Below are 22,054 nucleotides of genomic sequence, written 5' to 3' on the forward strand. Positions count from 1 at the left end.
CTTCCTATCATTTTCGGACAATATAGAGCATATCTGTTTCAGATAATCCAAATTTCCTAGCACTTTTCATTCCTTGTTTTTCCGCTATGTTATATAATTCCACCTTAAATCCTGCATTCATTAATCTTTGAATAAATCCCGATTGATTATAAATTCTCACATGATCTTCTTGACCAAAAGCTAGTTTCCTCAATTGTGGTGTTACAATTAATTCATTCTCTACAATAAAATCTACATTCATTACGATTGGTACTTGAATAATTCCCCATCCATTTGGCTTTAATACTCTATATAACTCTCGCATTGCTTTGTCATCATCAGGAACGTGTTCTAACACATGGCTACATAATATTACATCAAAAGTATTACTATCATATGTAATCCTTGTAACATCAATTTCCTTCATTAATGGATCCTTTGGTTCTAAGTCACCACATACATACGTAATATTTTTATACACGTTAAACCAATCTCTTAACTTCGCTTCAGGTGCAATATGAAGCATTGTATAGTTTCTATTTAACAAGTCCGTTTCCGTTTCAATGTACGCACGATACAATCTTTCACGATCCATCGAATTACAAACTGGACATATCCCTGTATCTTTATTCCACATCTCAAATTTATATTTCGGAAAATCATAATGTGCTGGCCAAGGTGAAAATTTTTCAAATTGTTTATTGCAATATTGACAATAACAAGATTCTTTCTCGAACATATGAGCAACTAACTTGTTTAATCCTTTTTTTATCTTTTCATTATAAATTTGATCTAGTTCGCCATTTCTTACTGCATCCTTAACTATAAATCCCGCATTTTCTAAACAATAAGATAAACTCTCTTTATACTCACTTTCGGAACTTAAAAATCCACTATTATATGCATCTATAATTAATTCAATCCACTCTTCAATTGTCATTAAAATAAAATGCATTTGTTTTTGATTTTGTCCACTATGTTGTCTAAAATAACTAAGAGGTTCTTGTATATAAACTACTTTTCCTTTCCTCATCATATCTAGCCAAGTTGCAATGTCATTAATAGCAGAATAAGCCTTTCCTTTAAAATATCCAAACTTCCCGTCAAACAAATTCCGATTAAACAAAACAGTTGTCGGCTCACCAACTACATTTTTCAAGTTTTTTAACATATAATTCCCTAATTCTTTTCCTTCAAAAAGTGTAGTTTCTTTCGCGATTTTCATATTTAATGTTGAAGGTGGTAATATCTCTCCATTCTCATCAATCAGTTCACGATATGACGTCACAAATGAAATATTTTCTAACGTCAAAAAGTATTTCATCATTCTCTCGATCTTTTCATGATGAAATAAATCATCATCTAATAAAAAGTTTATATAGTCCCCATTCGCAAGTTCTACACACTTATTAAAGTTTTCGGCAACTAACGGCGTTTCATTTTTAACATATGTAATACACTCATATTCACGTAAGTACGGTTGAATCATAGCATTGACTTCATTATTTGTACTGTCGTCAGAAATAATAATTTCAATATTTTCATATGTTTGATTGAGAGCGCTGTTGAGTGCTAATTCTAAGTAATAAGGTCTATTGTACGCAGGAATAAGTATACTTACTTTCGGTAAAGAAGAATTATTATTTATATGTTGTTTTTTCTTTTCTATGTTTATTTTCTTCGCTCTAATTTTTTGGTAATAGTCTAATGTATATAATATCGATGATGGAACTATCCTTCTTGCATAATCTAGAAAATTAGTTATTGCTTTGTCTAACTCTTTTTCAGTGGATAAGAAACCATATTTTTCGCCTGCTATAATACTGTGTGAAAAATCTTCTAACCCATCCATCATTTTATTAGATTCATTTAACTGTTGATCTGGATGTAATCGAAAGTAACTAAGTGTCTCTGCTATATATACTGCTTTTCCTTTACTTAATAAAGATAACCATGAAGCTATATCTACGTTACATAAATACCGCCTCTTATCAAAAATCCCATATGGTTCTTGTAAATCATTTTTACGAAATAAAACTGTTGTCGGTTCTCCAATATAATTTTTTTGATCCACAATTACCTTATTTCCTAATTCTGTTCCCGCTATAATGGTATCCTCTTCAAATAAACGGACAGTCGAATAAATATGTCGTAGCTCTTTCCCTTTATCATCAATGACTTGACGATGAGATGTTACAAGCTTAATTTCATTATCTAAATCATCGAAAAAATACTTCATCATTTTTTCAATTTTATTCACATGAAATACATCATCATCCATTAAAAAATTTATATATTCACCGTTCGCTTCATTAAATAACATTAGCGCATTTTCAAATTGTCCGAGAGTTGATCTATTTTTTATATAAATAATATTTGAATGATCACATAAGTATTTTTGTAACACTTTTTCTGTTTCATCATTCGTGCTGTCATCTCCAACTATAATTTCTATATTAGGGTACGTTTGTTCTAACACACTACATAGCGCCTTTTCAAAGTAACGAGGACGATTATACGTAGGAATTAATACACTTACCAACGGAAGTTGCTCTACCACCTCTTCAGTTCTTTCAATACGAGTTCTCATTTTAACTCTCTCACCTCTTCGCATATTATTTATATACGCGACACAAAAATCACATTACTTTAACTGTATGGAGCCTATATACTTTTATGCAAACATGAAACAAATTATCATACTTTTCGTTCCTGAATAAACATATTTAATAATGCGGACATTTTATTTGCACCTTTTTTATTCATATGATCACTATCATAAAAATCATCATCACAAAATAATGGTGAATCAAATAGATCTATAATTTGAAATGAATATTGAGTTTGAAAATCATTTATAACTTTATAAAAATCTTCTTTTAATTTCTTACTACTACAATTGAAATAATGTGAAGTAACTGGGAATACAACAATTAATGGTTTTATATCATTTTTTAACAGTAATTCTAAATATTTTTTAAAAATTATTTTATTTTCAACTAAAGTTTGAGGATACGCCAATTTAGCATGTGAAGCTGCTCTTATTTTCCCGTGTTCTTCAAAAGGAATATGAAGAGGAGTAGTATTCCATTCAGCATTTATCCAAGGCAGTATCAATGATTCATCTTTTAGTTCATCTAATAAAATATATTCAAAATGCAAATTAAAAATAGAAAGAAGTGGTTTCGGAGTATTTAGATGGGAGAATCCATCAGTGGGTAGAGGAGAGTGAACTACAGTATGATGACCATCTTGAAACAATGGATAATATACTTTGTGAATTCTATATGATTCAGATGATAACGACATATCAAAGTAAAACGAGAAATAGGCTATTCCTATTAAACAATATTGAAATGAATGATTGTTTGATAAAAGTTGTGACGCTATTAAATAATCATAGTATAGATCTTGCGATGGAAGTGTTAATTTTATTGACTTTTTTGAGAGAAGCTCCGTACTTATGCCACAATGTGGATAAGACAAACCGGTAGCAAACAATTCATACGTCGGATCACTCTTTGCTTTTTTCATAGAAATGTATAAAGACATAAGATCCGGATTTATTTGATAGATAGAAATTAATTTATCCTTCCATTCATACATGTATTTTGTTAAATTAATAATTTTTGAACTTTGCACGCCCCTATTTATCAAATCATTTGTAAGTTTTTCTGCGTCCCCTCTCCAAATGACTATATATTGAAAAGAACTTTCTAGACGAACAACATCTGAAACGTCCACAACATGAACTATTGTTTTACATTTATTTTTGTCTAACGTATTTCGAATCCTATCCCCTGATAATTCATCACTTAAAACAATGATTTTATATTGCTCCTTCATGTACATCCCCTCCATTATATGTATAATATGAAATTCATTTTTAATTCGTAACAATCATATACACCTGCAATCTAACAAAAAAAATAGCTCCACCATTAGGCGTAGCTATTTTTACAATTATTGCTTATTCAAATTATATTCCTTTATCTAACTCATAAAGTTTACGATACTTTTCATTTTCTTTCAGAAGTTGTTTATGACTACCTTGCATGACAATTTGGCCACGATCAAGGAATATAACTTCGTCTACATGTTCTATTCCTACAAGATGGTGCGTAATCCAAATAACCGTCTTTTCTTCCGTTGCAGAAAACATTGTTTCAATTAAAGACAATTCTGTTTTTGGATCTAAACCGATAGTCGGTTCATCAAGTACCATAATTGGTGTTTCTTGCATAAGAGTTCTAGCAAAAGCAACCCTTTGTCTTTCCCCACCAGAAAACCGCTTTCCCATTTCATGCATTTTTGTTTGTAATCCGTCTGGAAGAGAAGTAACATGTGAAGCTAATTGTGCTTTCTCTAAAGCTTTCCATATCTCTTCATCCGTCGCCTCTGGTTTGCCAATTCGTACATTATTTCCAATTGTCGTATCAAACAAATGGGGCTTTTGATTTAATACAGAAATATATTTAGATAAAAGATTCGTATGAGCTCGTTCACCATTTAGTACAACTTGGCCATTTACTGGGCTTAACGCCCCTGTTAACAATTTTAGTAAAGTAGATTTCCCTGTGCCACTTCTCCCTAAAACAGCAATTTTCTTCCCTGCTTTTATTTGTAATGATACATCTTTTAATACAATCTCATTACTATCTGGATAACTATACGATACGTGATTCAGTTCAATATCTACATGTTTTGGTTCAATATAATCTTTCTCTCCATGCAAATCCGTTTCATCATGTAAAACACTATCACTTTCTACGCCATTAAGACGATGGGTAGATTCTACATACGACGGTATTCGATCGATGGCATCTGCAATAGGAATAAGCGCGTTCGTTACAGATAAAGTCATTAATACGAAAGCTGCGATAACTGTAGGAGCAATTTGTTCACTTGCCGCTTCATTACCAGTCCATATGATCATCGAAATAACTACAATACCTACTACTAATTGAATGATACTGTCCCGAATATGATACCAGCGTTTCACTCTCTTTTCGATTTTTAACAACTGATCATTTTGTTTTACATACTCATTAATAAATTCATCTTTACGACCACTTGCTTGCCAATCAGATAATCCAAAAACAGCATCTGTCAGTTGTTGATACAAACGGTTTCTTCCTTGCTTTAAAGTAACATGATGTTTCTTCATCAAAAGTAATGATACAAACGGAAGAAGAAAAACGATAATAGCTAACATACAACCTACAATAAGTGCAAAAACAAAATCAAATGCACCGATAACAAGTACGAAGATACTATAAACAACTAGCGCTAATATGCTAGGAAATATTGTACGTAAATATAGGTTTTGCAAATGCTCTATATCTTCGGATAACACTCCTAACATATCACCCGTTTGAAATCGAGAACGGAAAAATAACGCCTGTGGTTCTACTATTCTATATAGCCTCGTTCTCATTTTTTCTAATATACGTAGTACGACATCATGTCCAACTAAGCGCTCTATATAATGAAATACAGCTTGCCCTATACTAAACGCTCTTGTTGCAACAATAGGAACATATACAGCCATTACATTTTCTGGTCTAAGGGCAGATTTTGAGATCAAATAACCTGAAATAAAAAGTAACATCGCTCCTGAACTAACTCCAAGAAGACCAAGGAAAATAGTTAAAGTCATTCTACCTTTATTTTGTTTTATATAAGGTTTAACCCAGTTACTCATTTCTCTCCCCTCTCTTCCCTATGAAAATGTAATGTCTCATTCTCTAAAAGTTCTTCATACGTCCCACTTTCTTTCATTTCCCCTTTATTTAAAATAAGAATATGGTCCATTTGTTTCATCCAATGTAGACGGTGGGTTGCTAAAAATACTAACTTTCCATTAAATAGACGTAACATCGCTTGCTTTATTTCAAATTCGGTTTCAATATCAAGATGTGCCGTAGGCTCATCTAATAAAATGATTGGTTTTTTACTTAAAAGCGCACGCGCCATAGCAACACGCTGTTCTTGTCCGCCACTTAGCATACGTCCACCTTCCCCAATTCTTTCGTGCATCCCATTTGGAAGTGATGTAACGAGTGAACGAAGGCCGACTTCATTAATAACTCTTTCAACTTCTTCATCTGTTGCATTTGTTTCATAAAAACGAATGTTATCCTTTAATGAAAGCGGAAAAATATAAGGTTGCTGCGGAATATAAGCGATATTTTTTTGCCAATCTTCACGAGTAGATCCATCAACTTCTAGACCATTTACTAACATCTTTCCACTCGAAGGAGATAAAAAACCTGCTAATACGTCGATTAACGTCGATTTGCCTGCACCACTTTCACCAATAACACCAATAGCACCGTTACCTTCCCAAGTAAAATTAATCCTTTCTAATATAGCCTTTTCAGATTCAGTATTATTAACTTTGATATCTTGTAATTTCAAGCTACTAGAGGCATTCCATACTATGTCTTCGTTTAAATCTTTCTTTTGTATTCCTTTTTGTTGTTGCAAAATCTCTTCTATTTGCTCCATCGCAATTTGTCCATCTAATGTCGCATGATAATTTGCTCCCACTTGTTTAATCGGCAGAAAATATTCCGGAGCTAAAATCAAAATTGTAAGGGCTGGTAATAGTATAATCGTTCCATCTATTAAACGTATCCCTAATCCAACTGCCACAAACGCGATTGATAAACTCGTAAAGAAATCTAATGCAAAAGAAGAAAGAAAAGCAACTCGCAAAGTACGCATCGTTGCTTTTCTATACCTTTTACTTACTTTTTCAATCTTTCCTTCGTGCTGTTCACTTTTCCCTAAATACTTTAATGTTTCTAAACCTTTTAACGTATCTACAAAATGGTTCGAAAGTACACGATATATCTCGTACTGACTATCTGCCATTTTTTGCGCTGCTAATCCGAGAAGAATCATAAATATGATCACGATAGGAATCGTTACAACTAAAATGATTCCAGACTCAATATCTAGCGTAAAAACGTATAGTGCAATTAGACCTGGAACGATGCTACTTCTAATCATTTTAGGAATCGTTAATTCAATATATGATTTAAATTTCTCAATCCCTTCAATTGATAAGGTAACCAGATGACCAGTTCCAACAGTTTGAACATACCTTGGACCTAATGTGAAATATGCCTCTATTAGTTGTTTTCTTAGTAACGACCCTGTTTTTTCAGCAAAACGTTCCACTAATATTTGTGATGTTCGAACTACTATGTGACGCGCTGCAAACGCGATACCAAAATAAACAATTTCACTTAATATTGTTTGTACTGTCTCTCCATGAAATAAAAACGTAATAGCTCGTGCTAAAAAGATTGTTTGCGCAATAATACTAAAAGCTTCTAAAATACTAATAATCGTTAACGCTACATATAAAATACGGCTACCGGGATAAGACGGAAGTCCTCTTTTTCTTTTCATTAGTACTCCAAATCGTTGTCTGACTTAACAGGTTGTCTAAATACATAATAACTCCATATTTGACTTCCGATAACGAAAGGCAAAATAGCAATCGCAAAGTAAGTCATAAGTTTTAATGCATAAGCTCCTGATGCTGCGTTGTAAATTGTCAAATCATTCATTGCTCCTAAAGAGCTAATCATAACACGTGGGAACATACCGATAAATACACTCGCACTTAGTAAAATGATTGTTAAACTCGTCATAAAGAAAGCCCAACCATCTCTTCTTCTTTTATTTAATAAAGTGGACACTAATAGTGCTACAAAAGCTCCGATTGGCACCATAATCCATTCTGTTCCATGAGCAGTGAAAATGTCGGTTTTCCATAACCCCACACCAGCAAAAACAAGAAGTGTAATTAATGAAAATGGTGCAATTTTTATTGCAGCAATTCGTGCACGTTCTCTCAATTTACCAGTTGTACGTATCGTAAGAAATTGTAATCCGTGAACAATACATAGCAGGAGAAACATTACTCCTCCAAGTAACGCAAATGGATGAAGTAATTGCAAGAATCCACCTACAACATTTTTACTCTCATCAATAGGTACACCTACCATAAAGTTTGCAATCGCAACTCCCCAAAGGATAGGAGGTAACATACTTCCAATAAACATCCCCCAATCCCATGCACTCTTCCATTTATGATTATCTATTTTCGCGCGAAATTTAAAAGAAACACCTCTTAAAATTAAAGCAAGAAGCATAAATACAAATGGAATATAAAAACCACTAAATAAAGTTGCATACCAGTGCGGAAATGCTGCAAACATCGCTCCGCCAGCACAAACAAGCCATACTTCATTCGCGTGCCAGAACGGTCCTATTGTATTTAAGTAAACTCGTTTTTCAAAATCATTCTTTCCTAAAAACCTCGAAACCATTCCTACCCCAAAGTCGAAACCTTCCAGTACAAAGAATCCAACAAATAAGATTGCAATAACTAAAAACCATAACTCATTAAGAGATAACATACTCTTCCTCCTTATCAAATGGATCATGGCTTTGATAATCCTTTTTCGTTTTCTTATTCTTGTGGCCCTTAATGGTACGAACAAATAAGTACACACAAATTCCACCCATAATTAAATACATTGATGTGAATGAAATAAGTGAGAATAATACTTCACCGAATGTTACATTTGGTGATACAGCATCTTCTGTTTTCATTACACCAAATACAACCCAAGGTTGACGACCCATTTCAGTCATAATCCATCCTACTGTATTACCGATGAATGGAAGAGAAATTGCATACACCATTAATTTTAAATACCACGTTTTTTCCGCTAAACGATCTTTTCTTGATAAGAACCATCCGTAAGCTCCTAGAAGAAGCATGAATGTTCCACTCATTACCATCGCTCTAAAACTCCAAAACATTGTATGCACTGGAGGAATATAATCTCCAGGTCCATATTTTTCCTCATATTGTTTTTGAATTTGATTCATCCCTTCAACTTGACCGCTAAACTTATCATACGATAATAGACTTAGCATATAAGGGATTTGAATTTCAAACGAATTTTCTTTCTTCTCTGTATCAATTTTCGAAAATACTGTAAATGGTGCTGGATCCTCACTTGTATTCCATAGCGCTTCGGCTGCCGCCATCTTCATTGGATGTGTCTTAATTAATTGTTGCGCTTGTGCATGACCGAAGAATAATACAAGCGCCGTTGTAATTGTTCCAACAATGATAGAAATTCGGAAAGATTTTTTAAATACTACAGTTTCTTGTCCTTTTGTAATTTTCCATGCACTTACACCAGCAATAAAGAATGCACCTGTTGCAATTGCCGCTGTAATTGTATGCGGGAATTGTACCCATAGTTGTGGGTTTTGAATAATGGCTAAGAAATCATTCATTTGCGCACGACCATCAGCTGCCATTTCATACCCGACAGGTGACTGCATAAATGCACTTGCAGTTAAAATCCAGAATGCTGATAACATCGTTCCAATTGAAAGGAGCCAAATACACATTAAGTGAATTCGCTTCGGTAATTTATCCTCACCGAATACCCATAAACCCAGGAATGTAGACTCAATGAAAAATGCCAGTAATCCTTCAATCGCAAGTGATGGACCAAATACATCACCTACAAAACGTGAATACGTTGACCAGTTCATACCAAACTGGAATTCTTGTAAAATACCTGTTACTACACCTACTGCAAAGTTAATAAGGAATAATTGCGTCCAAAACTTTGCCATCTTCTTATATAATTCTTGCCCTTTTACCACATACAACGTTTGCATGATCGCAATAATAAAAGCTAAACCAATTGACAGCGGAACAAAAAAGTAATGGAAAATCGTTGTTGATGCGAACTGTATTCGTGCCAATTCGAGCGTTTCCATACTAAAATCACTTCCTTCATAGTTTTTATAATAAAAGTTAATTGAGCAATCTTATCAAACTCAATTATTAAGAAATACGAAAAGACAAAAACATTTTGTATGTATTGTCGAAAAATATGAAGTTTCAGTTTTTCAAACTATTGTAATGCTATTTTTTACCTTTTCACTATTTCTGTAGTGTTTTATTCGTTAATCGAATTGTATAATATACCTGCATAGTAAATTCAGGTTATTTTTGACGTATTATTGACATCATTTTGTCTGAAATATGTCTTTTGTCATTTTTTTGAATCAGATTTTTCTCATTAGAAAAATGTGTTTTTTCAATATACTTCTTACTTTTATATCTATAAAACAATCGTTTTTCTCTTCATACACTTGACTTTCACCCGAAAAAATGTCCTCGAAACTACCCTCGATAAATGCTTGTTTTTTGTCAAGAGAAAAATGTATTTTCAAAATTCAAACTCGAAATAATGTTATTCAAAAATAGAAAATAACTTCCCTCTTCCTCGACTAAAAGTTCATTTTTTTGTCATTTTTCCAGAATAAATAAAAAAAACTGAAAGTCGATTAGACTCTCAGTTTTTTATTTATTTTGCTGTATGTTTTCTAACGGCTGGTAAAATTTCAGTAGCAATTAATTCAATATTTTTCTCAATTTTATCAAATGGTACACCGCCAAAATCAATTTGTGCCATAAAGCGTTGTTGGCCAAATAATTCATATTGGTAAAGCATTTTCTCAATGATTTGTTGTGGGCTACCAACCATTAAAGCATCACGGTAATCTATTGCATTTGTAAATTGCTGTTTCGGATACCCACCACCGCGCAGTGTAAGCATACCAGCATTAATGTGAGGGTAATATTCACTAAGTGCATCTTGTGAATTTTTTGCCGTATAAAATAAACTCGTTGTCGCAACTGGTAAACTAGCTGGATCAAATCCACTTTGTACAGCAGCCTCGCGGTAAGCATCTACTGACACTTTAAAGTTAATTGCTGGACCACCAAGTGTTGTTATCATCATTGGCACACCTGCACGTCCCGCTTTAATTGCACTAGCTGGTGGACCTCCAACTGCACGCCAAATTGGTAAGTTATTATTTTTCGCTCTCGGAATAACCGATGCATGTGCGAGCGGTGCTCTGAACTGTCCATTCCATGTTACATGTTCCTCGTTATTAATTTTTAATAAAAGATCCATCTTCTCTTCAAATAATTCTTCATAATCATTCACGTCATAACCAAGTAAACTATATCCTCCAATACGAGATCCACGACCAGCCACAATTTCTGCACGTCCATTAGAAATCAAGTCAATGGTAGCGAAATCCTCATATACTCGAACTGGGTCAGATGTACTTAATATCGTTGCGGAACTTGCAATTTTTATATTTTTCGTAGCTTGTGCAATAGCTCCTAAAATAACTGTATGAGCTTGTGTTGTAAAATGCGTTTGATGACTTTCGCCGACAGCAAACACATCAAGCCCTGCCTCATCTGCTAACTTAGCTGTTTCAATTAGTTCGTGAATTCTTTTTTCTGGCGTAATTTTCTCCCCATTATGTGGATTTAAAACATGATCACCAATTGAATATAATCCAAACTCAATTCCTTTTCTTATATCTATACGGTATTTTTCCATAGTTACTCTCCTCTTTAATAAAGTAGTATTAGTTTTTTTCTAAAAACGTTGGTAAGTCAAGTATATCTCCGTATTACCTATACCTTCACTTGATTAGTCAATTGATAGTGTAAAAAAAATTACTCTTGCGGTAATTCTTTTTTTTCACTATGCTTATGAACTTTCGTCATTAGCTCGTATAATATTTTCTGCTCTTCTTCATTTAATACATCATCAAAAAACGAAGATTGAAATGCAAGTTGCTCTGGCAATGCTTTCTCTAAGGCCGATTCCCCTTGCTCTGTAAGACTAATTGTTTTCGTTTTCCAATCTTGTTTTCGTACAATATATCCTTCTTTTTCAAGACGAGTTAACATTCGAGAAATGCCACCTTGTGTAACAGTTACCTTTTCAGCTAACTCCATTTGTGTTAGTGGTTGATACGTACGTATTTGCAAAAGCACATCAAATTGAGCTGTCGTTAAATCAAAACGTTTTAAAAACTCATTTGACATTTGATTACTTTGGTTCGTAAATCGTATTAAACGTAACCATATTAATGATCCTATCGTATTATCACGCATGTTTGATCACTTCCTATCGTGAATCTTACTATCACTTTACTACGCAAGTGATAAAAAAGCAAGAGAAAATGTAATAAATATAGCGATAGAGTATTGTATAAATAATGATAAGTAAGAATTACATGAATTCTTACTTATCATTATTCTTAACTTTTCATTTCATTCATTACTATATTTAAAGCTGCCATAGCTTTTGGCCAACCAAAGAAAAAAGGTAATAAATATAGCGATAGAGTATTGTATAAATAATGATAAGTAAGAATTCATATAAACATGAATTCTTACTTATCATTATTCTTAACTTTTCATTTCATTCATTACTATATTTAAAGCTGCCATAGCTTTTGGCCAACCAACGTAAAAAGCCATATGTGTTATTAATGCAACCAATTCATTCTCCATAACCCCATTTTGTTTAGCTAGCTTCAGATGAAATTGTAATTGTTCTGTATTACCGAGACTGATTAGTGCTGACACAGTACACAAGCTTCTTTCTCTTAATGTTAAAGTGGCATCCCGCCACACTTCCTCAAATAATATCTTTTCACTATAATGAGCAAATGCAGGTGACATTTCTCTCATTTTCTTTTTAATATGTACTTCAATAAGTTCGTTTTTCATTTTTTTCTCCCTTTATTTTCACCATTTGTGCTATTCCTTGACCAAATGACCAGTTTTCAGCAGCTGTCTCATTTAGTGTAATAAAAATATCCGAAGTTTTAAAATCGGAATATTCCGTAATTTTTAAGGATACGGATTGATACAAATCTTTTTTCTGTTGCACCGTTCTTCCCGGTCCACATGTAATAGAAACATAAATCATATTCTCTGTTCTCTTTTCTCCTCTTTCCAACAAATAATATGGATTATATAAAAATTTGTTTTGTTGGTAAGGTAGGAACATTTGAAAATAATCATTTTCAGGGATGTTAAAATGTTCAATTAATGAAAGATGGATACATTCACCCATTTTTTCCAACTCTTCTTCATTTAATATGTTTTCAGAATAATAAATCTTCACAAAAGGCATAGACTTTCATTCCTTTTCTTATTTTTAATATACAACAAAATTTCATCGTGAAATGTGTAAAATCTCATATACTGTAACACCTTTATTCACTACAATATCAGGTTTCTCTTCATAAAACTCAAACCTACTATATCTCCATTTATCCGGATTATAAACGATTACATCCCCTAAACACTTTTCATTGTTTTGTACATTTTCATTCATCGTGTTTAATTGAGTCCCAACCAGCGTTTTACTTTGAGAAATACTTCCCGCATATTCAACAACATATCTACTTTTCTTAAATCCATCACTTAGATTAACAACTAATGGAACACCTATATGTATTTGTTGCCATCCAAAAGATTGTAAAATATTATCATAATATCCTTCAAAGATAAATTTGTTCATTCCTTCATGGCCATTCCAAATATATAAAGGTGCATAACAGTTATAGAAATTCCCGTCCTTACCTACCTCAGTAATTAAATAAGCTTTAAAATTCAGGTCTTGAAAACCATCAGTTTTATGCCCATTATCCTTTACCCTATTCCTAATAATCTTTATATTATAATCCTTTGGCAAAATGACCTTATATTGCATTCCAATCATGTTTATCACTCGCTTTCAATCTTATATACATTATGATAAATCGATAAGTAGCTAACGTAAAATAGGTATAAATTATATTTGGTATCATTTATAATGATAGTGCATAAGGGGCTGAGATACATGGAAATAAATGATCTTATTATATTCAAAACTGTGGCCAGTGAGGGTTCTATTAGTAAAGCTGCTAAAGAGTTAGGATATGTTCAACCGAACGTAACTGAGCGAATCAAAAAATTAGAACAAGAATTAGAAACGCCTTTACTACATCGAGATAACAAAGGTGTTTCCTTGTTACCTGCTGGTGACATTTTATTAGATTACACGAATAAAATATTAACTCTATTAGAAGAAGTAAAAGATGAAATTAAAACGAGTGGTTCTTCTTATATAATAGCGACGTCACAATCTATTTTGACAAATTATTTAAGTAAGCGTATTAAAGTAAATTTCAGAAATTATCAAATATATGTAGAAAGTAGTAGTCATTTGCAAAAATTACTGCAGCAACAAAAAGTTGATATGGTCATAACTTATGAGGATTATCCTGACGCATCGTTTAAAAAAGTGTTCACAACCTCAATTTCTGTAGGCTTATTAAAAGCGAAAGAAAAATGTACCATTGATTATTCAAAAGAAATTTTCTTCGTTAGCAATGACAAAAAGTGCCCTTTTAGGAATAAGACAATACAATTTCTAAAAGAAAACAATCTATCTCAGCGACAACTTCAACAGTTGGATTCTTATTCGCTTATGGAAGAGTTTATTGCTGATGGAAAAGGAATAGCTTTTTTACCGATTAAAAATGATACATTAGTAATAATTGAAGATGTTCCCCTTGAGAATTTAGCTGTTCATTTTTTTACGAATCAAACCTTTATAAAGCATATCCCTGATGAACTATTTGATTAATAAAATGACTTTGATTACAAACTTTTTTCAAAATAAAAATCCCTCTTTAACGAATATAAAAGAGGGATTTTTATTTTGTATACAATTGATTTTTCACACGTTTTGCTCCACTTCTGTACTTTTCTCCTTTTTATTCCTTTTAAAACTCTTCAATTTCTTAACCGTCCCAACCAATCCTTTCGGAAAAACGAGTAGCACGATAATATACAATAAACCTAGAATAATCGTCCATCTTTCAAAAATCGGATATTCCGTCGCTAGTTCTGATAAATAATATTTTAGTGATTCAATAATCCCAGACCCAGCAATAGCTCCAATTAATGTTCCCACTCCTCCAATCATTGTCATTAAGAGTGCATTTAGTGTCATTTCAATTGAAAATACAGTCGTATTGACAAAGCGCAATGTAATAACAAATAAACCACCGCTAATTGCAGCTACTATTCCTGCGACTACACTTGCGATTATTTTATAATGGAGGACTTTATATCCAAGTGCTTCAACACGTTGTTCATTTTGTGAAATTGCCTTTAATACTTTCCCAATAGAAGACTTTGTAAAAAGACGTAATAGAATAAAAATGAAGCATAAACATACAAGTGATACATAATAAAAAGTAAAACGATCACGGAATATTTCTGGTACCCCAAATGTAAAACCATCTCCTCCGTGAGTAAGCCCACGCCATTTTTCAGCAAGTACGAAAAACAACTGTGAAATAGCAAGTGTTAACATTGCATAAAAATGACTTTTCAATCGTAAAGAAAGCAAACCAATTATATAACTAACGATTGCTGAAACGATAATTGCAGCTACTATTCCAATTAAAAAGTTCGTTATTGATACGCCTTGTCGATCAAATAAAAGCGCTACCCCATATGCTCCTATCCCAAAGAACATACAATGACCGAACGATACAATTCCTGTATACCCAAGCAATACATCAAAACTCATTGCAAAAATAGCAAAGATGAAGATTTGAGTGAACAAAATTAACAGGCTCCGTGAATCATTTACGAACGGAAATACACTTAAACAAATGAGCATACATACTCCGAAGTATACTTTAATTCGGTCCGATGTGTTGTTCACCATTTCACCCCTTTTCACCAACAAGTCCAGTTGGCTTCACTATTAAGAAAAATAGTAACATTAACATATTAATTGCAAGTGATAAATCTGGTATAAAATACGCTGTAAAAGCACCAGCTAATCCGACAATTAAAGAAGCAATAGCTGAACCTTGTACGCTTCCTAATCCACCGATAATTACTACTATAAATGCTAAAATTGCATACTGCATGCCCATCTCGGCGAAAATAACGCCCGAATACGGTGCTAATAAGAATCCTCCCAAAGCTGCCATCCCTGCCCCTAATAAAAAGACGAAAGAAAATATCGCTTTTACATTAATACCAAGCGCTTGAACCATTTCTTTATCCATTACACCTGCACGGATCATAAGACCTATCTTCGTCTTTTTGAGTAATAGTAGTAGTGCAATGTAAATAATTATCCCAATCAAAATAACAAATAGACGATATTTAATTAATATAATACCTCCGAATGTAAAACTTCCTTGTAACCATAACGGTAATTTTGCACTAATAGGGTTTGGCCCCCAAAATATTTTAATACACTCACTAAGAACGAGCATTCCTCCAAGCGTAACGAGCAGCTGTCGAACATGATTTCCATATACCGGTCTAATAAGAAACCTTTCTAAAATAAATCCTAGGAACATTCCCATGGCTACTGCTCCAACTAAAGCTAATATATAACTTCCTGTCATATTAAATAACCAAACACCTGTAAATGCTCCCCATGCAAATAAACCACCGTGTGCAAAGTTTAAAACGCTCATTAGACCGAAAATAAGTGAAAGCCCTGATGCTAACAAAAAAATGAGCATCCCTGTTGAAATCCCATTTACAAATAAATTGATTAACACATCCATCCTTTTCACCTCGGATTCATGTTAAGAGATTCCTAAATATTTATGACACATTTCCTTATTCTTTTTTAATTCATTCATAAAACCGTTATGAACAATTCGTCCGTTATCCATAATGTAAAAATAATCGCCAATTTGACTAGCCATCATAAAATTTTGCTCAACAAGTAAAACTGTTGTTTTCTCTTTCATCTTCAAAATAGCTACCATTAATTTCTCCACCATTATCGGGGATAGCCCTTTGCTCGGTTCATCAATAAGTAATAATCCATCACTATTAATAAACGCTCTTGAAATAGCCAACATTTGCTTTTGCCCTCCGCTCAAGAGCCCACTTTTCTTATTCCAAAACTGCTTTAAATCCGGAAATAGTTCTAGCATCCACTCTATTTTCCCTTCTACTTCTTCACCTTTCCCCCTAGCAAGAGCGAATGTTTCTTCTACTGTCAAATCATGAAAAATACCTTGATTTTCTGGTACATATCCTATTCCTTTCCTTGAAATTAAATGTGTAGCTAATCCACTTACTTTTGCACTATCATAATAAATTTCACCATCTGCAATGCGGTGAAACCCCATCACTGAACGTAATGTCGTTGTTTTCCCTGCCCCGTTTCTACCAAACAGTACAGTAATCGTCCCTTTCTCAACAGTAAGAGATACTCCTTGCAAAATATGAAACTGATCTAAATACGTTTCTATATTATTCACTTGTAATAGTGCCACTATATAATCCCCCTAAATAAGCACTTTGTACACGCTCATCTTTCATAATTTCTTCTGGCAATCCTTCAGCCAATAACTCTCCATGAAATAAAACGATAAGATGATCTGACAAACCTAGTATCATATCCATTTTGTGTTCGATAAGTACAATTGTGCTCTCTGGATGTTTCTTAATATTTTCAATCACTTGTAATATAGCAGGGACCTCTTCAACCGAAATACCTGCCGTCGGCTCATCAAGTAATAACACATCCGTTTTTAAAGCTAATAACATCGCAAGTTCTAGCTTTCTTTTCTCTCCATGTGCCAAATCTTTCGCTAATACGTTCTCTTTCTCGTGAAGTAATACTGTTTTTAAGAAACGTCTCGCCTCTCCAACTTGTTGCTTTAATTTTGCTGAACTCGGGAAAAAACTATAGTAATCTTGTACGAATGATTGAACACTTAAACGGACATTTTCAAGTACCGTTAATTCTGGGAATATGTTTGTAAGCTGAAAAGAGCGACCGATTCCTAAGCGTGTTCGATCTGAAATCGATAGTTTTGTAATATCTTGCCCTTTAAAATACACTTCACCTGTTGTGGGTGAAATCTGTCCACTTAGTAAATTAAATAATGTTGTCTTCCCCGCACCATTTGGCCCGATAATAGAAATGAGCTTTCCTTTTTGGACAGTTAAATTTACATCTTTAATAACATGATGTTCACCAAAAGATACGCTAAGATTTTTCGTCTCTAGCAAATGTGTCACGAAATCCCTCCCTTTAAAGCCGTGAGTATGAAAGAAATATGTATAAAGAGGGTCCCCCCTCTTTATACAAAAACAACAGAAAATTCAGTCTATTTATTTTGAACTGGTGGTTCTGTTTCTTTCATCGTTAATTCTCGCTCTAACACTGGCACCGGATAATCAACACCGTCTTGCTTTTTCAATGTGATAGAATACAGTATCTGCATGGCTTGGTGGTCCTTCTCTCTAAACTTCATCTTTCCTTTCGGTGTATCAAATTCCATTCCTTCCATTTTCTTAATCAAGGTATCTACATCTGTATCACCTTTTGTTTTCTTTAAGGCTTCTACAATAGAAATTGCTGCTGACATTCCTCCCGCTGTAAACAAATCTGGCACTGCACCATTAAAACGTTTTTTATGCTCTTCAACTAGCCAATCATTCACTTTATTTTTTGGAAGTGTGTGATAATATACAGAAAAACCTTGCATACCTACTAATGCATCCATTGTTTTTAATGCTGGTATATCTGGCGCACCTGTAGAAATTTTAATACCTTGCGCTTCCACATTCATATCTTTCAACTGTTTCCAAGGTGAATTTGCCCCTGCCCAAACGATAAATAAATAATCTGGTTTTGAACTAATGATATTTTGAATATTCGCTGTAAAATCTGTTGAATTTGTATCCGCGTATTGCTCATTCACAATGTTCGCACCTAATTTTTTCGCACCCGCTTTAAATGCAGCAATCCCTTCACGACCAAAAGCGTTATCTGGGGCAAATGTCGCAATCTTTACATCTTTTTTCGCAATTGCTGCTGCTCCTGCAATCGCATCTTGTGAGGAACTTCTTCCAGTTCTAAAAATATATTTATTCCAGTTCTTCCCGGTAATACTATCCGCAACTGCCGGTTCTACAACCATAATCTTTTCATATTCTTCAGCCAGTGGTAAAACCGCTAACGTATCACTTGAACTAGACGATCCAACTAAAAAATCAACTTTCTCTTCTTCTAATAACTTCGTAGCTTTTTTAACTGCTACATCCGCTTTCGTTTCTGTATCTTCTACAACAAACTTAATCTTTTTCCCATCTACTTTCCCAGTTCCACCAGTTGCATAATCTAACCCTAATTCAAATCCGTTCACTGTTTGTTTTCCATACGATTCTAGCGGTCCTGTTAAAGAAGCAAGGACTCCTACCTTAATCGTTTTTTCATCCTCTGTACTTGTTTTCTTTCCTGAACAAGCTGCCGTTATTAATAACGAACCTAAAACACAACCAGTAAACATTGTCTTTAGCCACTTACGTTTTTTCATCGACATTGTGATCCTCCCCATACTTTACTTTCTGATAGAATCAAACACGCCAAAATCCCCTGTCCGTAATCATGACTAACTAATTCGATAGATAATGGAAAACTCTTGTAGTACCCTCTACATTCGGCACAAATATATAATCACCTTCCTATGTAATGGAAACGGACATACAATCAATATATATTCTGCAATCCAATTGAAAATACTGTTTCATTTCAGCAATGACCATACAAAAAGACTAACTTATTTTTAAGTTAGTCTTTTCCCCTTAATTAGAGTTAAGTTCTACTTTCTCTAACCCTTCAGCCAATTGTTTCTTATCTAGTCCTTCTCCTATTACTACTAAGTTTGTCGGGAAACCGAAGTCTTGTTCTAATAAAGTTGGTACTCCGAACGAATATTGGAATAGGTGAGGGTATTTATCTCCACGGAATTTCACAAAACCTTTCACTCGATAAATACTATCTGGTAAATTCGAAAGCCATTCATATAATTTGTCTTGATCAATCGGTTTCGTAAATTGATATGTCATCGTTTGTATATGTAAATGCTGTTTGACATGTAGTGTCTCATGTTCCTCATCATTTGGAAATTCTGCTTCTTCTATATCTTTTAAAGATATATTACAATACTTTGTCTCATACATTTTCGCATGATCATTTATTGCCTTTACTTCTTCAAATACTGTGTTCTTATCTTCATCTGTTAGTAAATCTGCTTTATTAACAAGAATGTGACTACCAAATTTAAGTTGCTCATGCAATAGCTGTTGTACATTTGCACTTAATATACTTCGGTTTAACCACCTTACTGCATCTAAAACGACTACAATTGATTTCACTTCCAGAAAAGGAGCTAAAATTGGCGAGACACACGCGTCTAACACTTCAATTGGATGCGCAACACCTGTCGTTTCTATATAAATTACATCTGGTCTTTCTTGTTGGTATAACGAATGTAATTGTATTTCAAGCTCTTCTTTTAACGTACAACAAATACATCCTTTAAGAAGTTCTCTTAAAACATTCTCTTTTCCAATAATATCTGTATCTACCGAGTATTCACCAATTTCATTCATTAATACTGCAACTTTTCTATTCTTCTTTTTCTCTGCTAACAATAAATTTTGTAATAATGTTGATTTTCCACTACCTAAAAAACCACCTAATATATGAATCTCCACTTTATTCATTCAACCGACCATCCATTTCTTTACTTCAAATGTATTCAAAGCGTAATAATTACGATTTATATTTATCATTTTATTAAAAGAATGACCATTTGTAAATATAAGAGATTCACTGTTCATTTACTTCATATGCAACTCTAACTCCAGACTCAATTGCCCCTTGCATCCACCCATGTGTTAATGTCGTATGCTCTCCTGCAAAGTGTACTTTTCCAGATGGTGGTGTAATATACGGAAATAACTCGAGCTCTTGGCCTGGTTCGAAAGCTGTAAATGCACCGCAAGAATACGGATTTTTACTCCAGCTAAAAGATGTTCCAGTGACAAACTCACTATAGACGATGTCACCGTATATTTCCGCTAAATTTTTTAATGCGTAACGAATACGATCTCTTTGCGGGAGACTATCCCATGTTAACGCCTCATCTGCCCACGTATAACTTGCTATAACGATAGCTGGTCCTGGAGTATGAATGCCATAACTCGGATAGTATGTAAACCGTATCGGTAAATCAGTAATAGATTTACCTCCACACTGTCCCGCTTTCTCCCAAAATCTACTTTTAAACTCTATTGCAATTTTAGTTGCAGCAATATAATTTAATTCACGAATTGCTCTTTTTTTAAAATAAGAGAATAAATAGTATGGCTGAACTTCTACAAATCTTAACGCTGAAAATGGAATTGTAATAATAGCAAAATCACTTGTTATTGTAAATTGCTCTAACGTTTGTTCATGATTTCCTTGTAACATTACTTTATTATCTTCTTGTATAATTTTATCAACCTTATACTGCATTAAAATATGTTCCCTTAATTGTGGTAAGAATGCATTCGATAACTTATCCATTCCACCAGTTATTTCATAATATTTCGTTGTTGAAGTAAAGAAAATTATTTCACGTAATACTTCAATTAAGGACATTCCCATATAAGCTTCCATATCAAGAAGTACCCCAATCATATCTATTGCACCATCTGAATAATACTCCATTAAAAATGAACCAAGCGAATACGTTTTATACTTTTTTTCAACGATAAGCCAGTTTTTATCAGGATCCTTCTTAATATAATTTAGTATTGGTTCTAATACTTCAATCATTAGCTCTTCTGCCGTTTTTCCTTTTTCTTTATCCAAAACCGGATATTCAAGTACACTTGGATCATTTTCAAACACATTCAATCTCGTTTGAATGTTATTCGTATAAATGATATCTGCAAAAGTTTTATTTATAAAAAGGTTTAAAGGTAGTTTAAATTTATGAATATACGCTAAGGTTAACTTATGGGTGTCAGGGATTCTCATCGGTCCCGCATTAAAATATAAACCCACACTAAATGGTTCCCGAATCGTATACACTCTGCCACCTATTCTGTTATTTGCTTCTATAATCGTTACTTCGTGCCCAGCCTCTTTTAATAAAGAACCTGCAACTAATCCAGAAATCCCTGCACCTGCAATCGTAATCCGTTTTGGGTTATTCTTTTTAACAAGCCCTGCATGAATAATATGAAGCATTTCTTCCATTGTTAATGGGTTCCCCATACCATTTCCCCTTTTACAAAGGATTTTACTGAATTATA

19 protein-coding genes are annotated in these 22,054 nt (G+C 33.5%); 1 reads left to right on the forward strand and 18 read right to left on the reverse strand.

From position 1 onward, the window contains the following. Positions 1–7: 7 nt before the first annotated feature. From DN400_RS05590 to DN400_RS05640, 11 genes are all read right to left on the reverse strand, one after another. Positions 8–2,569: a glycosyltransferase gene (locus DN400_RS05590; protein WP_065228662.1), complete on the reverse strand. Its 2,562-nt coding sequence runs from the start codon at positions 2,567–2,569 to the stop codon at positions 8–10. A gap of 107 nt (positions 2,570–2,676) precedes the next feature. After that, the gene (locus DN400_RS05595) at positions 2,677–3,825 is read right to left on the reverse strand and encodes a hypothetical protein (RefSeq protein WP_061139432.1); all 1,149 of its coding nucleotides are present in this window, start codon (positions 3,823–3,825) and stop codon (positions 2,677–2,679) included. Positions 3,826–3,958: 133 nt separating this feature from the next. Further along, positions 3,959–5,683, reverse strand: a complete 1,725-nt coding sequence (gene cydC, locus DN400_RS05600) for a thiol reductant ABC exporter subunit CydC (RefSeq protein ID WP_098255541.1) — start codon at positions 5,681–5,683, stop codon at positions 3,959–3,961. Further along, on the reverse strand, positions 5,680–7,401 hold the full coding sequence (gene cydD, locus DN400_RS05605; protein WP_098255540.1) for a thiol reductant ABC exporter subunit CydD: 1,722 nt from the start codon (positions 7,399–7,401) through the stop codon (positions 5,680–5,682). The genes cydC and cydD overlap by 4 nt, the downstream gene beginning before the upstream one ends. Continuing rightward, positions 7,401–8,417 (reverse strand): cytochrome d ubiquinol oxidase subunit II, encoded by a 1,017-nt coding sequence (gene cydB, locus DN400_RS05610; RefSeq protein WP_000950083.1) that lies wholly within the window; start codon positions 8,415–8,417, stop codon positions 7,401–7,403. Before cydB ends, cydD begins: the two co-directional genes overlap by 1 nt. Continuing rightward, positions 8,404–9,807 (reverse strand): cytochrome ubiquinol oxidase subunit I, encoded by a 1,404-nt coding sequence (gene cydA, locus DN400_RS05615; RefSeq protein ID WP_065228658.1) that lies wholly within the window; start codon positions 9,805–9,807, stop codon positions 8,404–8,406. The genes cydB and cydA overlap by 14 nt, the downstream gene beginning before the upstream one ends. Before the next feature lie 593 nt (positions 9,808–10,400). Then, positions 10,401–11,456: an LLM class flavin-dependent oxidoreductase gene (locus DN400_RS05620; protein ID WP_000417537.1), complete on the reverse strand. Its 1,056-nt coding sequence runs from the start codon at positions 11,454–11,456 to the stop codon at positions 10,401–10,403. A 119-nt stretch (positions 11,457–11,575) separates the two neighbouring features. Further along, positions 11,576–12,019, reverse strand: a complete 444-nt coding sequence (locus DN400_RS05625) for a MarR family winged helix-turn-helix transcriptional regulator (protein ID WP_001205528.1) — start codon at positions 12,017–12,019, stop codon at positions 11,576–11,578. 297 nt (positions 12,020–12,316) lie between these two features. Further along, positions 12,317–12,640, reverse strand: coding sequence for a carboxymuconolactone decarboxylase family protein (locus DN400_RS05630; RefSeq protein WP_000787201.1), 324 nt, complete (start codon positions 12,638–12,640; stop codon positions 12,317–12,319). After that, a complete protein-coding gene (locus DN400_RS05635) occupies positions 12,621–13,049 on the reverse strand; it encodes a tautomerase family protein (RefSeq protein ID WP_044795745.1) in 429 nt (142 codons plus the stop codon). Before DN400_RS05635 ends, DN400_RS05630 begins: the two co-directional genes overlap by 20 nt. 42 nt (positions 13,050–13,091) lie before the next feature. Further along, the gene (locus DN400_RS05640; RefSeq protein ID WP_065228657.1) at positions 13,092–13,640 is read right to left on the reverse strand and encodes a DUF4865 family protein; all 549 of its coding nucleotides are present in this window, start codon (positions 13,638–13,640) and stop codon (positions 13,092–13,094) included. Positions 13,641–13,760: 120 nt separating this feature from the next. On the opposite strand from DN400_RS05640, the gene DN400_RS05645 reads away from it, so the two are divergent. Further along, positions 13,761–14,549, forward strand: coding sequence for a LysR family transcriptional regulator (locus DN400_RS05645; protein ID WP_000404994.1), 789 nt, complete (start codon positions 13,761–13,763; stop codon positions 14,547–14,549). A 93-nt stretch (positions 14,550–14,642) separates the two neighbouring features. On the opposite strand, the gene DN400_RS05650 is transcribed toward DN400_RS05645, so the two are convergent. From DN400_RS05650 to DN400_RS05685, 7 genes are all read right to left on the reverse strand, one after another. Continuing rightward, positions 14,643–15,596: a branched-chain amino acid ABC transporter permease gene (locus DN400_RS05650; RefSeq protein ID WP_002083259.1), complete on the reverse strand. Its 954-nt coding sequence runs from the start codon at positions 15,594–15,596 to the stop codon at positions 14,643–14,645. Between the two features lie 49 nt (positions 15,597–15,645). After that, complete coding sequence (locus DN400_RS05655; RefSeq protein WP_000382787.1) at positions 15,646–16,506, reverse strand: branched-chain amino acid ABC transporter permease; 861 nt, start codon at positions 16,504–16,506, stop codon at positions 15,646–15,648. A gap of 21 nt (positions 16,507–16,527) precedes the next feature. After that, positions 16,528–17,229 (reverse strand): ABC transporter ATP-binding protein, encoded by a 702-nt coding sequence (locus tag DN400_RS05660; RefSeq protein ID WP_001196708.1) that lies wholly within the window; start codon positions 17,227–17,229, stop codon positions 16,528–16,530. Further along, a complete protein-coding gene (locus DN400_RS05665) occupies positions 17,207–17,980 on the reverse strand; it encodes an ABC transporter ATP-binding protein (protein ID WP_000149328.1) in 774 nt (257 codons plus the stop codon). The genes DN400_RS05660 and DN400_RS05665 overlap by 23 nt, the downstream gene beginning before the upstream one ends. Before the next feature lie 89 nt (positions 17,981–18,069). Then, positions 18,070–19,287 carry a substrate-binding domain-containing protein gene (locus DN400_RS05670; RefSeq protein ID WP_000061994.1) on the reverse strand — a complete coding sequence of 406 codons (1,218 nt, stop codon included), beginning with the start codon at positions 19,285–19,287 and terminating at the stop codon, positions 18,070–18,072. 262 nt (positions 19,288–19,549) lie between these two features. Next, positions 19,550–20,473 carry a CobW family GTP-binding protein gene (locus tag DN400_RS05675; protein WP_001044941.1) on the reverse strand — a complete coding sequence of 308 codons (924 nt, stop codon included), beginning with the start codon at positions 20,471–20,473 and terminating at the stop codon, positions 19,550–19,552. Positions 20,474–20,579: 106 nt separating this feature from the next. After that, on the reverse strand, positions 20,580–22,016 hold the full coding sequence (locus DN400_RS05685) for a flavin monoamine oxidase family protein (RefSeq protein ID WP_098255539.1): 1,437 nt from the start codon (positions 22,014–22,016) through the stop codon (positions 20,580–20,582). Positions 22,017–22,054: the final 38 nt, after the last annotated feature.

The organism is Bacillus sp. AR8-1 (assembly GCF_008042345.1).
In the GTDB taxonomy this organism is placed as follows: Bacteria; Bacillota; Bacilli; order Bacillales; family Bacillaceae_G; genus Bacillus_A; species Bacillus_A cereus.